General features: G+C 75.4%; 10 protein-coding genes. All 10 read right to left on the minus strand.

Annotation, left to right across the window (positions count from 1 at the left end; genetic code table 11):
* Nucleotides 1–110 precede the first annotated feature (110 nt).
* On the minus strand, nt 111–1,166 hold the full coding sequence (locus tag ACGFX4_RS36905; RefSeq protein WP_393084498.1) for a hydrogenase expression protein HypE: 1,056 nt from the start codon (nt 1,164–1,166) through the stop codon (nt 111–113).
* A 134-nt stretch (nt 1,167–1,300) separates the two neighbouring features.
* Nucleotides 1,301–3,010: an enoyl-CoA hydratase-related protein gene (locus tag ACGFX4_RS36910; RefSeq protein WP_393084501.1), complete on the minus strand. Its 1,710-nt coding sequence runs from the start codon at nt 3,008–3,010 to the stop codon at nt 1,301–1,303.
* Nucleotides 3,011–3,233: 223 nt separating this feature from the next.
* Nucleotides 3,234–3,713, minus strand: a complete 480-nt coding sequence (locus ACGFX4_RS36915) for a suppressor of fused domain protein (protein ID WP_393084504.1) — start codon at nt 3,711–3,713, stop codon at nt 3,234–3,236.
* A 293-nt stretch (nt 3,714–4,006) separates the two neighbouring features.
* Complete coding sequence (locus ACGFX4_RS36920; RefSeq protein WP_393084507.1) at nt 4,007–4,195, minus strand: hypothetical protein; 189 nt, start codon at nt 4,193–4,195, stop codon at nt 4,007–4,009.
* Between the two features lie 70 nt (nt 4,196–4,265).
* On the minus strand, nt 4,266–4,685 hold the full coding sequence (locus ACGFX4_RS36925; protein WP_393084510.1) for a hypothetical protein: 420 nt from the start codon (nt 4,683–4,685) through the stop codon (nt 4,266–4,268).
* Complete coding sequence (locus ACGFX4_RS36930; protein ID WP_393084513.1) at nt 4,682–6,715, minus strand: hypothetical protein; 2,034 nt, start codon at nt 6,713–6,715, stop codon at nt 4,682–4,684. The genes ACGFX4_RS36925 and ACGFX4_RS36930 overlap by 4 nt, the downstream gene beginning before the upstream one ends.
* Nucleotides 6,712–7,848, minus strand: a complete 1,137-nt coding sequence (locus tag ACGFX4_RS36935; protein ID WP_393084515.1) for a VWA domain-containing protein — start codon at nt 7,846–7,848, stop codon at nt 6,712–6,714. The genes ACGFX4_RS36930 and ACGFX4_RS36935 overlap by 4 nt, the downstream gene beginning before the upstream one ends.
* Complete coding sequence (locus ACGFX4_RS36940) at nt 7,845–10,340, minus strand: DUF5682 family protein (RefSeq protein WP_393084517.1); 2,496 nt, start codon at nt 10,338–10,340, stop codon at nt 7,845–7,847. The genes ACGFX4_RS36935 and ACGFX4_RS36940 overlap by 4 nt, the downstream gene beginning before the upstream one ends.
* A 23-nt stretch (nt 10,341–10,363) precedes the next feature.
* Nucleotides 10,364–11,467 carry an AAA family ATPase gene (locus ACGFX4_RS36945; RefSeq protein WP_393084519.1) on the minus strand — a complete coding sequence of 368 codons (1,104 nt, stop codon included), beginning with the start codon at nt 11,465–11,467 and terminating at the stop codon, nt 10,364–10,366.
* Nucleotides 11,464–15,126: a WGR and DUF4132 domain-containing protein gene (locus tag ACGFX4_RS36950; protein ID WP_393084521.1), complete on the minus strand. Its 3,663-nt coding sequence runs from the start codon at nt 15,124–15,126 to the stop codon at nt 11,464–11,466. Before ACGFX4_RS36950 ends, ACGFX4_RS36945 begins: the two co-directional genes overlap by 4 nt.
* Nucleotides 15,127–15,159 lie beyond the last annotated feature (33 nt).

Below are 15,159 nucleotides of genomic sequence, written 5' to 3' on the forward strand. Positions count from 1 at the left end.
TCGCGGGCCTCGTTGTTGGGGGGTCCCTGGTTGTGTGGGGGGGCGTGGTGGGGGGGGGGGGGGGTGGGGGCGGGGGGGCCCCCCGCGCCCGCGCGCGGCGCCCCGCCGGTTCACCACGGAGCGCGGTAGCCGGTCGTGAGCTTGCGCCCGGTGTGGCGCCACTTGGGTTCCTTGTCGACCGTCTTGAGGGTGATCGAGCGCAGCCGCCGGATCGCCGAGCCGTACGCGGAGCTGGCCGCGGTCGACACCGTCGAGCCGGGCGGCGGGTCCATGAACGGCATGAACTTGTCGGGGAAGCCGGGCATCGTGCAGGCGATGCAGATGCCGCCCACGTTCGGGCAGCCGCCGACACCGTTGATCCAGCCCCGCTTGGGGACGTTGCACTTCACGACCGGACCCCAGCAGCCGAGCCGCACCAGGCACTCCGGCGTGCCGTAGTCGGTGGCGAACTGCCCCTGCTCGTAGTAGCCGCCGCGGTCGCAGCCCTCGTGCACGGTCGCACCGAACAGCCAGGCGGGACGCAGCTTGTCGTCCAGCGGGATCATCGGCGCCGAGCCGGCCAGCTGGTAGAGCAGGTAGGTGAGGGTCTCGGCGAAGTTGTCGGGCTGGATCGGACAGCCGGGCACGCACACGATCGGCAGCCCGGCCTTGGACTTCCAGCCCCACCCTAGGTAGTCCGGCACACCCATGGCGCCGGTCGGGTTGCCCTCCATGGCGTGGATACCGCCGTACGTGGCACAGGTGCCGATCGCGACGACCCCGGTGGCCTTCGGCGCGAGCCGGTCCAGCCACTCACTGGTGGTGATCGGCTGACCGGTGTTCGGGTCGTCGCCGAAGCCGCACCAGTAGCCCTCCTCCTTGATCTCCTCGTTGGGGATCGATCCCTCGACGACCAGGACGAACGGGTCGAGCTCGCCCCGGTCGGCCTTGAAGAACCACTCCACGAAGTTGTCCGCGCCCTGCACCGGCCCGCACTCGAAGTCGATCAGCGGCCAGTGGACGGCGACCTTCGGCAGGCCCGGCAGGGCCCCGGTGACGATCTCCTCGATGCTCGGCTGCATGGCGGCGGTCAGGGAGACCGAGTCGCCGTCGCAGCTGAGCCCCGCGTTGATCCAGAGAATGTGCACCACGTCGCTTTCGGTGGCGCTCGATGTTGCAGCACCCATGAGGATGCCTCCTCAGAACTGGGAGAGCCGGACGCAATGGCTCAGAACCGTCTTAACAGCGGTTGGCCCCGCCCGCCGGTCCGCAGGGCCGCGCGGGACATCCGAAGGGACGCAAGCCGGATCCGCCGTTCGGGTCAGTCCGTCGCCGCCGGAGCCGGCAGCTTGCGGACGAAAGCGGCCCGCAGCGCGTGGTACGGCGCGTCCGGGTCGAAGAACTGGCGCCGCATCACCGCCAGCTCCTCGGCCCGGTACGAGGCAAGCGGCCGAACGCGCTCGTCGGCCTCCCGGGCGGCCTTCTTGGCCGCGATCCGGCCGTGGACCGTCGGCGACGCCGCCGACAGCCGCGCCAACCGGGCGGTCTGCGGCCCGAACTCCTCCGGTGCGCACGGCAGGACCCGGTCCACCAGCCCGAGGCGCAGGGCCGCCGGGGCGCCCACCGGGAGGGCCTGCCCGGTGAGCCTGAGCGCCGTCGCCGCGCCGACCCGGCGCGGCAGGGTGTAGGTCCAGTACTCGGAGCCGTACAGGCCCATCAGCCGGTAGTGCGGGTTCAGCACCGAACCCTGCCGGCACCAGACCTCGTCCGCGGCCAGCGCGAGCATCGCGCCGCCGGCCGCGGCGTTGCCGCCGACCGCCGCGACCACCAGCCGGTCGGTGGTGGTGAGCACCGCCTCGACCAGGTCGTCGATGGCGTTGATGTTCGCCCAGGACTCGGCGGCCGGATCCGCTGCCCCCTCGATCACGTTCAGGTGGATGCCGTTGGAGAAGAAGTCGCGGCCGCCGCCCAGCACCAGCACCGAGGTCGGCCGGGTCAGCGCGAAGCGGTACGCCGCCAGCAGCCGGCGGCAGTGCTCCGTGCTCATCGCCCCGCCGGGGAAGGCGAACCGCACCAGACCGACCTGCCCGTCCTCGACGTAGCGGATGTCCGACCAATCCGGATCCTCCTCCGCCGCCACCTTCGACGCCGCCATCAACGGGGCCGCCATCAACGGGGCCGGCACCTCCGGCAGCGGCGGCAGCACGCCGCCGAGCGCGGTGACCGCCGGCAGCTTGAAGGTCGCGGGCCCGCCGGGGGAGCGGCGCCGCCGCAGCTCGGGGATCCACACCGCGCCGTCGGCGGTCGCCCGGCACACCGCGCCCGCGCGGGTGGCCACCAGCTCGCCGGGGCGCCCGCGCAACCGCCGCTCCGGGTGGCCGCCGTGCAAGTACCATTCGGCGCCGAGCAGTTCGTCCAGCACTCCCGGCCGGGAGTCCGCGGCCCGGAGCACGCGGACCACGGCGTCGGTGCCGTCCCGCTCCCAGTCGATCCGGCGGACCTCCTGGCGCAGGTACGGCCGGGTGCGGCCGACGGCGCGCCAGTCCGGTCCGCCCTGCCGGCGCGGGGTGTACGTACCCGAGGCGAAACGCTCCACCGCCCGCAGCACCGCCTCGACGGCGGCGTCCGAGACCTCGCCCCGGTACAGGTCGCTCTTGGCGACCGGCGGCAGCGGGCAGTGCGCCGACGCCCACACCGGGCCGCCGTCCATCACCGCGTCCGCCTGGAGCACCGTCACACCCCACTCCGTCGCCCCCTCGTGGACCGCCCAGTCGAGCGAGGACGGCCCGCGGTCACCCGGCGGACCGGGATGCACGATCAGACAGGTGACGGACGACCAGACGTCCTGCGGCAGCGCCGTCCTGAGCATCGGCGCGACCACCAGATCCGGGGCGAAGCGCCGCAGCGCCTCCCGGAGCGCCTCGTCCTCCCCGGCCAGATGCACCTCCACCGTGTGCCGCAGCTCCCGGAGCTCGCCGTGGACCCGCTGGGTGAGACTGTTGAACGCACTCGCGACGAGCAGGATCCGCACTGCGCCTCCGACCGTGTGGGCACCCCTGAACCCGGCGATCCTCCCTCCGCACGCACCGCAACCCGCCGCACCGCGCCGACCGTTCACCCGTGCGGTTCCCCCGCACGAGGCACCGGACCGGCGCGCAGCCCACCGCACGGCGCACACGGCCCCGGCGCACGCCGGTGCGGCAGGCGTCAGGCGTCGGGTGCGCCCACCCGGCGGCGGGCACCGCCGCGCACGCTCACAGGTCGATCCGGGGACGGGCCGGGTCGAGGAGATCGGGGTCCTGGCGGGCCAGCTCGCCCTCGAACGCCTCCCAGCCCTTGTCGGACACGAAGGCGGTTTCCTCGGCCGTGATCGGGACGAGCCAGACGATGACGACCTCGCTGCCGTTCTCGACGGTGACGGAGAAGAAGTCCTCGTCGAAATAGACGGGCAGCGCCGCGTAGAGGGACGTCATGGTGCCACCCGGAAGCGGCACGGGAAGCGGCACCACGTCGCCGCGCAGCAGCGGACGGCCGCCGGCCACCAGCCGCCCGGCCACGAATTCCAGGACGTCGGGGAAGTGCCCGTAGCCGGCCGGGCGGTCGGTGTTCTCGCAGGCCAGCAGTTCCAGGTGGAAGTGGCGGCCCGAGTCCGGATCCCACAGCGGAGTGCGCGAGAGGCCGACCGTCGCGAACGACTGGGTGCCCGGGAGCCGGCCCTCGCGGAAGCACGCCACCTGAGGAGCCTCCGGAGGGGCACCCGCCGGAGGGGACCAGGCGCCGATCATGCGCCCGAGTCTGCTCTCGAGATGGTCGATGAGCTTCGGCACCAGGTCCTCCCGTCGGATGTCCGAGCACGTAGGGCCCGGCGAGGACCCATGATGCCCGACCGCAACGACCACGACGGAGCGGGTGCCAGCCAGGTCTTCCCACCGGATGTCCCACGCGGTTGACAGGGTCCGGTTCCGTGACAGGTTGTCGCTCTCTTGCCGTGAGGCCGTCGGTGCCTGGCGGACGTGCCGGCGGAGGGTCAGACGTCGGCCCAGGCCTGCTGACCCGGCGCGCAGTGGTAGCAGTGGGCGACGAGACCGTCGTGGTTGTACCACTCGTGGGCCCCGCAGTCCTGGCTGCCCTTGCCGGCCAGCCCCCACTCGATCAGGAACCACGGCAGGTGCCTGCGCAGGCGGGTACGCCATCGATAACGGCCGGTCCGAGTCATCCCGGCAGGCTATCCGCGGCGGGCGGTCGTGATGATCTCGGGGCGCCACGTGCACCGGACCGAGCGGGGGCTACCGGGTGAAGCGGCGCCAGTAGGACCAGTGCTCCGGGGGTGCGGGGCGGTCGGGGTCGGGGTCGTCGGGGGGTGTGGGGCGGGTGTCGAAGAAGTAGGCGTGGAGGTCGAGGAGGAAGCCGTACAGCTCGCCCTCCGAGTAGAAGTGCATGTCGTGGTTGGTGATGGCGTGCCAGGTGCCCAGGCTGGCCGGCTGTTGCTCCAGCAGGTGTTCCAGGCTGGTGCGCAGGCGTGCGGCGTAGGCGCGGTCGCGGGCGAGGGCGCGCTTCTCCTCGACGAGGTCGATGCCGATGTTGGGGTGGAGGAAATAGAGGTAGAAGGCGCGGAGCCGGCCGTCCTCGCCCCAGCCGGGGATGTCGCGGGCGCTCCAGACGGGCGGTCCGGCCTTGAAGTAGGTGAGTTTCGGGCGGTCGGTCATGGCGTGGTGACGTCCTCGCGGTCGGTGCGGGGGTGGTCGGCGCCGGTCTCGTGGTGCAGGTCCAGGGCGGTGAGGAGGTGGACGGCGGCGTCGGCCCAGGTGTCGGGGGTGCGGGGGGTGATGGCGTCGAGGAGGCCGGCCGCGGTGGTGAGGCCGGTGGTGCGCAGTGCGGTGGCGGCTGCGGCGAGGCGGGTGGGGTCGGCGTGGCGCAGTCCCGCGTGGGTGAGGTCGGCGAGGGTGGCGAGGGCCGACTCCAGGGCGGTGGTGATCGGATCGCCGGTGTGGCGCGGGGCGGGGGTGAGGGCCGGGGAGGCGGTCGCCGGGGCGAGGTCGGGGACGGTGGGGCCGTCGGGGGTGAGGACGGCGAGCGGGTCGAGCACGGGGCGGCCGCCCTCGCGTCGCAGGAAGCCGGAGAGATGGCTGACGTGACCGGAGCCGAGCGCCTCGGCGAGGGTGTCCAGCCGGCCGGGGGCGGCGGGTTCGTGGTCGGCGCAAACCAGGACGGCGTTCCCGGCGGCGTCGCGGACGACGGCCTCCAGGCGCTGCGCGGCGGCGTCGTAGCCGAGGGATTCGACGGCGCTGACCGCCAGGACACGCGTGTGGTCGGCCTCCACGCGGGGCCGGACCAGACGCGGCGGGCGGTCGCTCCACCGGTCGAGGTGGGCGGCGGCGTCGCGGACCAGCACGGTGTCCGGGAGGTCGGCCCAGGCCGCGCCGACCGGTGTGACGCTGGTGGCGGCCACCCGGCCGCGTCCGATGGTGACCGTCCGGCCGGGGCTGCGGGAGATCTGCTCGCTGACGACGTTGGCGGTGGCGAGCGCGTGCAGCGGGTGGCCGAGCAGACGGCGGGTGGCGAGGTCGGCGCCGGTGGGCTGCCGGCCGTCGGTGAGTTGCCACTGCCGGCGCATCACCAGGACGATCCCGGCGTCCGGCTGGGCGAAGTACAGCTCCGCGGTGCGGTCGAGTGCGGTGCGTCCGGTGATCCGGCAGCCGAGGGCGACCAGGCGGGTCCGGCGCAGGGGGGTCTGGGCGGGTTCGCGGGTGCCGAGGGCGCCGGGCCGGTCGAGTACGGCGGCGAGGTGGCGGGCGTGGAGCTCGGCGAGCAGCGCGGCGACCTTCGCCGGTTCGTACCGGGCGTCGCGGGCGGCGCCCCAGGCGACCTGGTCGCGGAGCTCGCCGAGGGCGGCCGCCGGCCAGTGGAGCGCGGCGCGGGACAGGTCGTCGGCGGCGCGGGTCAGCTGGGCGGCGAAGACCGGGGTGGTGCGGGTGACGCCGTCCAGGAGCAGGTCCCGGGCCAGGGCGAGGGCCTCGTCGAGCTCGCCCGTCCGGCCTCGTCCGTCCGGCGCGTCCGATGTGTCAGGCCCGTCCGATGCGTCCGGCCCGTTCGAGGCAGGGGCAGGGGCAGGGGCGGCGGTGGCGGCGGGGCCGCCGATGGAGAGCGGGCCGTCCGCGGTGGCGGCCCGGAAGGCCCAGACGGCCAGGACGACCGTCTCGCCCGCGCGGGCCGGTGCGGCGTCGCTGAGCGCGTAGCCGAGTTCGCGCGGCACGGGGAATCGGACCGTGCAGGTGGGCAGTTCCACCCACGGGACCGCGGTCGCCCCGCCGGCCCGGTGCACGGTCGCCCGGTAGCCGCGCTCGAAGGCGCGTCGCGCGGCGGCCATCGCCGCCCGGCCGAAGGCCGCCGCGAGCTGCGCGTCGTCGAAGTCCGCGGGCGACCAGGCGGGGTCGGGCTCCGGGGCGGCGGCGGAGTGGCGTTGGTGGGCGAGGACCAGTCCGATCGTGTGCCGGCACACCCCGGCCGCGCCGCAGCTGCAGGTGGCGCCGTCCAGGGCGGCGCCGGCGGGCAGGCAGGTCCGGCTGCCGTCCGGGTGGACGCCGAGGACGGTGTCGTCGTCCCGGTACGCGAGTTCGGGCCCGGTACCGGCGTCGACCTCCTTGGCGGCGCGCTTGACCAGGCCCCGGTTGGTGAGTGCGGCGAGGGTGTCGGGGGAGAGCGCGAGCAGGTCCGGGCGGGTGGGGGAGGCGGTCACCGGCCCACCTTCTCGGCGACGAACTCGGCGAGCCGGCCCGGCGTCATCGCGCCGATGTGCGCGCCGACGTCGGCGAGCCGCCCGGCCAGGCCGCGGTCGTACACCGGGTCGGCGGCCTCGTCGAGGGCCGCCAGGCCGAGGACGACCGTACCCTGCTCGACCAGGCGGCGGACCGTGCGGACCAGCCGGTGCGGGTCGCCGCCCTCGTAGAAGTCGGTGATCAGCGCGACGATCGCGCGGCGCGGGGTGTCGACCAGCCCGGCGGCGTAGTCCACCGCGCGGGCGATGTCGGTGCCGCCGCCGAGCTGGACACGCATCAGCAGCTCGACCGGGTCGGTGACGTCCGAGGTCAGGTCGACCACCGAGGTGTCGAAGGCGACCAGGTGGGTGCGCAGGCCGGGCAGGCTCCACAGGCAGGCGGCGGTCACCGCGGAGTGGATCACCGAGTCCACCATCGACCCGGACTGGTCGACCAGCAGGATCAGCTGCCACTGCTCCAGGTGCCGCCGGGTGCGCGAGTGGAACCGCGGACGCTCGATCAGCACCCGGCGCTGCTCCGGCTGGTAGTGCGCCAGGTTGGCGCGGACGGTGCCCCGGAAGTCGAAGTCGCGGGCGAGCGGCAGGTTGCTGGGACGGCGCACACGGGAACCGGTGAGGGCGCGGCGCAGCTCCGGGCGCAGCCGGTCCATCAGCTCGCGGACCACCGCCTCGACGATCCGCCGGGCCATCACGAGGACGTCCGGGTTCATCAGGTGCTTGGTGCGCAGGACGGCGCGCAGCAGGCTCGCGCTGGGCTCGACGCGGGACAGCACCTCGGGATCGGTCACGATCTCGGTGATCTCGTACCGCTCGATCGCGTCGCGCTCCAGCCGCTCGACGGTCTCCTTCGGGAACAGCCGGTGGACGTCGTCGAGCCAGTCCACGGCGGTGAGCACGGACGGGCCGTCACCGCCCGTCCGGCCGGAGAGCGGGGTGCTGCGGACCCCGCGCTGCTCCAGGTCGCCGTCGCGGCCGTACAGCCACTCGAGCGCGGCGTCGCGGGCGGCAGCCGTCCCGGTGAGCGGGCCGGTGGCGCGGTCGGCGGGCGCGCCGAGGATCAGCCGCCAGCGCTCCAGGCCTTCGTCGGCGGTCACCGCGCCGCCCGCCCGGGGCGCAGGCCGGAGCGGTCGAGCAGACGGATCACGTTCTCCTCCAGGGAGCGGGCGCGGGCCAGCAGCAGCGGGTCGGCGGTGGTGCGCAGCAGCGTGCGGGCGGAACCGCGGACGCCGCGGCGCTCCAGCAGCCGCTCCGCGATCCGCTCGCGCTCCCGCGGCGGGAAGAACGCGAACGCCTGACGCAGGGCCGGCAGACCGGTGAGGAAGTCGTCGCCGGTCATCGCGGTGACCAGCTCGTCGAGGGTGTCGAGCAGCGACGGCCCGGCGGCCTGCGGCGTGGTGCCGAGGCCGGTCAGCTCGTCGCGGGCCAGCGCGAACAGCCCGGCCAGCCAGTCGCCCAGCGCTCCGGGATCGCCCGCGGCGAGCAGCCGGGCCTCCCGCACGGCGTCGGTACCGACGGGGACCGCTGCGGCGCCGTCGGTCTGTGAGGGAGCGGTGGTGGCGGCGGGGCCGGGGCCGAGGGACCAGCACAGGCCCAGGGCGGCGCCGCGGAGGTCGGGTGGGGCGGCGTGGTCGGCGGCGATGCGGCGGGCGGTGGCGACGGCGGCGGCGCGGGGGAGGGCGAGGGGCAGGTCGGGCAGGCGGAGGGCGTCGCGGGCGGCGGCCACGGCCCGCAGCCGGCCGGGGTCGACGACGCCGCCGCTGCCGTGCAGGCCTTCGGCGAGCCAGAACACCCGGCCGACCGCCGCGTCCACGATGTCCGCGAGCAGCGGGTCACCGGCGACCCCGTAGATCCGGTCGTGCCGCCACAGGTGCAGGGCCGTCGCCAGCAGGTCGCCGGTCGCGCCGAGCCCGGCGAGGGCGCGGACCCGGTCCGCGAGCGTGGTGAGCAGGTCGGCGGAGAGGGTGTCCGCGCCGCACAGCACGGCGTCGAACAGGACGCCGGCGAGTGCGGCCGCCACCTCGTCGGGGGCACCGGTGACGGCCTCGCGGGCCCGGGTCGCGAGCGCGACCGCGGCGGCCTCGTCCAGCCGCGCGCCGTACGCGCCGGCCTCGATCAGCGCCGCCTCGCGGCCGTGCGACGGTGCGGGCTCCCAGTGCTCGGTGAAGACCGGGTCCGCCCCGGTCTCGGGGCCGGCCGTCCGGACGTGGCCGGGGACGGCGAGCACCCGCAGCCGGTGCAGCAGCCGGCTGCGCTCCAGCCCGTCGGCCGTGGTCAGGTCGCAGTCGGCCGGACGGCGGGCGAGGACACCGCAGTGCGCGGACCGGGCGGCGACGTCGTGGACCAGCGGCGGCGCGGGCGTCCTGGGATGCAGCCGGCCGATCCGGTCGCCGGTGCTCGCGGCAACCATCTCCACCACGACCGGGTGGGTGCCCGGGGTGAGCGCGCCGCCCGCGGTCCACGGCAGCGGCTGCTCCAGGGCCTCGCCGACCAGGGCGCCCACCAGGCCGTCCAGGACGTCGGTGCGGGAGCGCACCCGGTGGCCGCGCAGCGCGGCCAGGCCGTCGGCCAGGGTACGGGCGGCGATCAGGTCGGCGGTCGAGACCGGGAGCCGCCGCCCGCGCAGCCGGCGGACCACCTGCTCCAGCAGGCCCTCGGCGGCGGCCGCGGGACCGTGCTCCCACAGCAGCTGGTAGTAGCCGGGCGAGGGCATGCCGGACTGGTACCCGGCGAAGGCGTCCAACTGCCGGAAGGAGTACGGCACCAGGAAGCTGCCGCCCTGCGCGCCGTCGGGCGGCTGCGGCACCTCGGGCCAGTCGGTGGCCGGGGAGGGGGCGGCGGCGGGGGCGGTGGCCGGGGCGGGGACGGAGGCCAGGGTCCGCAGCGCGGGCGTGTGGAAGCCGCCGGTCACCACCAGTACCGGCCCCTCGTCGCGGGCGAGCGCGGCCCTGACCCAGCCGGCCATGTACTCCTCGCGCGCCCGGTCGCCGGGCTCGGCCCGGGCATCGCCCCGGACCAGGTCGAAGTACACGTCCAGACGCCGGGCCAGCCAGTCGAGCCCGTCGAGCCCGTCCGACCCGTCGATGCCCGAAGGCCCGTCCGGCCCGTCCGACGGCCCGTCCGGTGCGCCGACCTCGACCAGCCCGTCCCACAGCGCGTCCGCCGAGTCCGCGCCGAACCGTTCGCACAGCCGCCGGGTCGCCTCCGCGTACCGGGCCTCGGCGTCCGCGAAGCGGTTGGCCAGCGGCTCGGGCCGCTCGGTGAACGCCGGATGCCAGGCCGGTAGGTCGACGAAGCGGACCTGCGCCCCGGCGGCCCGGCCGTGCTGGAGGGCGACCCACTCCGGGGAGTAGTCGCACAGCGGCGTCCACGAGGTCGCGGTGCGCCCCGCGTCGCGGTAGTGGCTGAACACCGCGACCGGCAGCCGATGGCCGAGCAGCAGCTCGTCCAGCCGGTCGTTCATGTCCGCGGGCCCCTCGACCAGCACGTGCGCGGGCTGCAGGCTGGCGATGGTGCGGGCGACCAGCCGGGCGCAGGCCGGGGAGTGGTGGCGGACTCCGAGGAACACCGCGGCGGTCTCACGGCCCATCGGCCGGTCCATCAGCCGGTCCATCAGTCGGCCAGCAGGTGTCGGGCCTCGTACAGCGCCTGCCACTGCGCGCCGCGGCGGCGGGCGGCCTCCTGCTCCAGGAAGCGGCGCAGTCGGGCGAGGTCCTCCGGGCTGTCCTTGGCGGCGGTGCCGGCCAGGCAGGTCACCACGTCGGCGGCGCTGCCGGCCTCGCCGCGCAGGAACCAGCCGCGGACGCCGACCGCGTGGGCCACCGACACCGCCTCGGCGGTGGACATCACGGCGGACAGCCGTTCGCCGGACGGTTCGCGGCCGCGCAGCTCGCGGAAGGTGCCGACCAGCACCTCCAGGACGTCCCGGTCCAGCGCCGCCTCGACGCCGGAGCGGCGCAGCAGCGCGCCCGCCTCGGCCTCGACCAGGGCCAGCTCGGTGTCGAAGTCCGGGATCGGGAAGACCGTCTCGAAGTTGAACCGGCGCTTGAGCGCCGCGCTCATCTCGTTGACGCCGCGGTCCCGGGTGTTGGCGGTGGCGATCACGTTGAACCCGGCGCGGGCGAACACCATGCCGTCCGGCCCGTCCAGCTCCGGTACCGCCAGCACCCGTTCGGAGAGCAGTGAGAGCAGGCAGTCCTGTACCTCCAGCGGGCAGCGGGTGATCTCCTCGAAGCGGACCACCCGGCCCTCCGCCATCCCGCGGTACATCGGCGCCGGGACCAGCGACCGGCGGGAGGGGCCCTCGGAGACCAGCAGCGCGTAGTTCCACGAGTACTTGATCTGGTCCTCGGTGGTGGCCGCGCCGCCCTGGACGGTGAGCGTGGAGCTGCCGCCGACCGCCGCCGCGATCAGTTCGGAGAGCAGGGACTTGGCGGTGCCCGGCTCGCCGACCAGCATCAGGCCGCGGTCGGTCGCCAGGGTCACCAGGGCCCGTTCGACCAGCGCGGGGTTGCCGACGAACTTGCGGCTGATGCCCGCCTGCGGGTCGCCGACCACGAAGCGGCGGGCGGCCCGCAGGCCGAGCTGCCAGCCGGGCGGGCGCGGGCCGTCGTCCTGGGCGCGCAGGGCGGCCAGTTCGTCGGCGTAGCGGACCTCGGCGGGCGGCCGCTGCAGCGGGTGTTCGGGGGCGGGCGGGTGCTCGGGGCCGGTGGTCATGAGGCCGTCATCTCCTCGAGGTCGGCGAGCAGTTCGGAGGCGGCGACGGCGTCGAGGTCGCCGAAGCGCAGTGGGTACTCGCGGCCCGACCAGTGGTCGCCGGGGGCGGTGTCCAGCCAGACCGTCTCGAAGGTCTGGTCGGGGAACTCGCTGACCACACCCACCCAGATGCCCTGGTCCAGCTGGATCACCAGGTGGCAGCCGTCGGATATCCGCTTGGAGAACCAGCGCTCGACGCCGGCGTCCTGCGGGACGCCGCGCTCCCAGCCCTTCTTGGTCATGCCGAGCAGCCGGCCCACCGGCACGGTGACGCCCTCGAAGCGCGGCAGCCGGTTGGAAGCCGTCTCCTGCGCCGTCAGCCGGCGCACCGGACGGCCCAGCTGCGGGAACGGCTGCAGGATCTCGTAGTCCGCGAACAGCTCCGACCACACCGGCAGCTCCGCACCGAGGTGCAGCGGGTGGGCCAGGCGCACGCTCGCGCCCTCGGGCAGCGCGAACGCCTCGTCGGAGGCGTCGGCGAAGGTCCGGTCCTCGGCGACCCGGAAGGCCACGGTCGGCGCGTCGGCCACGTCCGCCAGCCAGACCAGACGGCGCGCCAGGTGCCAGACCAGCGGGTGGCGCAGGAACAGCTCGTCGAACTCCGCCGCCGACCAGGACCGGCCGGCGACCATCGCCGCCTCCAGCCGGCGGATCTGGTCGGCGGCCACCGCGCGGACGTCCTTCTTCAGCGCGGCGAACCGCTTGCGTTCCGCCGGGGCCAGTTCCCGGTCGTCCCGGGCGCCCGGCACCGGCAGGTCCTTGCGCCGCTTGCCGTCGGCGTCCAGCACGTACGGGCGCAGCTGCTCGTCGAAGCCCACGGTGAACCGGCGCGGACCGTAGTCGACGACCGTCGTGCCGTCCGCGTCCAGGCCGAGGTCCGGCACCAGCCGGTCCGACAGCTGCTCCCCGGTCAGCCCGAGCCCCTCCGCGACCTCGGCGATCTTCTCCTGGGCACGCAGCTTGAGCGCCTTGAACTTCACCCGCTGGGCGATCGTGTGCAGGTGCAGCAGCGCCACGTCGGTGCCGATCTCCGCGAGCACGTTCAGGCCCTCCACGGCGCGGTGGTGGGCACCCTCGCCGGGCCACTCGCGGACGATCGGGGTGAGCCGGCGGACCGTGTCGTCGTCCCCGAGCACCCCGAGCGCCTGCAGCACCCAGCTCTCCTTGGCGGGCATCGCCGCCTGCCGCCACTCCTCGAACATCGCCCAGCCGAGCGCCGCCAGCGAAGCCGGCCGACAGGCGTCGACGGCCGCGGCGAGAGCCGGGAACGGGTCGCCGGGCTTGGACAGGGCCAGCATCGTCAGCACGTGCCCGGTCGCGGCGTCCGGCAGCGCCTCGCCGGAGGCGAGCAGCAGCTGCGGCAGGACGGCGGGCTGCAGCCAGGCCGGCAGCACCGGCATCTTGGCGGGCAGCGCGTTCTCCAACGGGTCCGAACCCAGCGCCTCGGCGAGGATCCCGGCCGCCTCCTCGCCGTAGCGGTCCGTCGCGGCGGCCAGCAGGGCATCGGCACCCTCGGCCGCGGCGACCACTCGCAGCGCCTGTTCGGCCGCCCGGCGGGCCCGACCGACCGGACCCACCGCGTCGGGCACCAGCAGTACGGCGGCCGGGACACCGTGCCGGGCGAACCACGAACGCGCGGTCGCCTGCACCGACTTGAGCCGGACCAGGCCGTCCGCCATCACCCGGGCCGCGGCCACGTCCAGGATCGGGAGCAGCAGCGGCGCCAGGGTGGCGGGCTGCGTCCGGGCGGCGTGGAGCGCCGTCGGCACCGCCGCCGGACCGAACTTGGCGAGGACCGGGCGCAAGCACTCCAGCCCGTTCCACAGGTCGCCCGGCCGCCAGTCCACGACGTACGGGGACAGCTCCTCCACCGGCCCCTGGAGGAGCAGCCGGGTGGCGTACCAGAGACCGGCATGCTCGTTGAGCACCCGCTCGGCGGTCACCCCCCACTCGGTGTTCGCCGGGTACTCGTAGCCGGAGAGCTCCGTGCGGGCCCACTGCTCCTGCTCGCCGTCGCGCCACAGCAGCGCCGAGGCGGCGTCCGGCTCCAGGCCGGCCAGCACACGCGGCTTGCTCGGGGTGCGCTTGCGGGTCCACGGCGGCGAGACCAGCACGGGCGGCAGCGCGTCCGGCGCGGCCTCGGCCACCCGGGCCGCGGCGGCGTCCATCGAGCGGACCAGCTCGGCGGCCGCGGGGTCGAGCTGCGGCAGGATGGCGGGCAGCTGGGCGTGGTGCAGCCGGACATGGCTGTCGAGCAACTGCCGGGCGGCGGGCGCGTTCTTGCCGGACCCCGCGGCCGCCTCCGCGAGCAGCCGCACGGCCCGGACCGGATACCGGGTCATGGCCTTCTGCAGCGCGGCCCGGGAGTGCTTGTCGTCCAGCCGGGAGAGCAGGAACCCGAAGGCGTCGTCGGTCGGGAAGACCGTCGCCGCGTCGGCGACGGCCCGGATGTGGTCCGTGCCGTAGCCGTGCTCGACCGCCTCCGGGAGCAGCGGCACGCAGGCCGTCCCCACCGAGTCGGCGAGCGTCGCGAAGAAGTCCACCGTCCAGGCGTTCCAGACGAGCTGCGGCTTGGGGCCGAGGCCCCGCAGCTGCGCCGGGTCGTCCAGGGACTGCATCAGCATCGTCCGCAGCCACGGGCCGTCGTCGACGTACGGCTGGTCCGCCAGGCACTCGTCCGCCCAGCCCGGCGTCCCCGGGGCGAGGAAGACCGTGACGACCCGGCGCCGGGGCGTCGTCCGGCACACCGCCAGGGCGTCCACCGCCTCCCGGTAGGACGCCTCGTCGGTGACGGCGAGCAGGGCCCGCACCAGGGTCGCCACACGGCGCTCCAAGTGCCAGGCGCTGCTGGTGTAGTGGGGCCCCTGGAGGAGGGGCCGGCACAGCATCATGTCGGAGCGGTGACGGCCGGCCTGCTGGTAGGCGGTGCGCACCTCGAAGAGCTCGACCGCCGCCAGGGCGGCGAAGGCCGGCCCGTGCTGGGCGGCCCACCGGTCGACGATCGGCAGCCGCTTCAGCAAGGTGTCCCCCATGACGGAGAACAGCATGCTCGCCACCGCCGCCGCGCCGAGCGCGTCCGGCTCACCGGCCAGGTACGCATGCGCGGCGCGCACCAGCTCGGGGTCGGAGGCCGGCGCGGCGAGGACCTGGTCGATCCAGGCCTGATGCTCCGCGAGATCGGCGGGCTCCAGGCCCCGGCCGCCGCGCGCGGCGGGCGCGGAGGCGGGTGTCGCGCGGGAGCGGCGGGGCAGCGCCTTCGCGCGCCACTCCGCGGGCAGCACGAACGTGTCCTCGTCGGGCAGCCCGGCGGGCTCGTCGATCGGCGCGGCGGCGGGCGCCGACGGTTCGGCCTGCCCGGCCACGGCGGGGGCGGGGGCCTGCGCCGGGGCCTGTGCCGAGGCCTGTGCAGGCTGCGGACCGCTCTCGGCGTACCCCTTGCGCTCCTTCTCCGCGACCAGCTTGGCGAAGTGCGCCCCGGCCGCCTCGTCCGAGGCCAGCTCCTTCACCTGCTCGCGGCCGCCGGTGCCGATCCGGCCGTACCGGACCCGCACCGACGCGCCCTCGACCGCCGCCTCCCAGAACTTCGCCGAACCGTCCCCGACCAGCTCCCAGCGCCGCACCGCTCCTCCTCCACGCCTTGGGTGATCAACGGG

The sequence above is a fragment of the Kitasatospora sp. NPDC048365 genome (assembly GCF_043200835.1).
Lineage (GTDB): Bacteria > Actinomycetota > Actinomycetes > Streptomycetales > Streptomycetaceae > Kitasatospora > Kitasatospora terrestris.

What these genes read in the sequence shown, in the direction of transcription:
- ACGFX4_RS36905 (WP_393084498.1), bottom strand. Translation starts at nt 1,166, where the DNA reads ATGGGTGCTGCAACATCGAGCGCCACCGAAAGCGACGTGGTGCACATT.
- ACGFX4_RS36945 (WP_393084519.1), bottom strand. Translation starts at nt 11,467, where the DNA reads ATGACCACCGGCCCCGAGCACCCGCCCGCCCCCGAACACCCGCTGCAG.
- ACGFX4_RS36920 (WP_393084507.1), bottom strand. Translation starts at nt 4,195, where the DNA reads ATGACTCGGACCGGCCGTTATCGATGGCGTACCCGCCTGCGCAGGCAC.
- ACGFX4_RS36925 (WP_393084510.1), bottom strand. Translation starts at nt 4,685, where the DNA reads ATGACCGACCGCCCGAAACTCACCTACTTCAAGGCCGGACCGCCCGTC.
- ACGFX4_RS36940 (WP_393084517.1), bottom strand. Translation starts at nt 10,340, where the DNA reads ATGGGCCGTGAGACCGCCGCGGTGTTCCTCGGAGTCCGCCACCACTCC.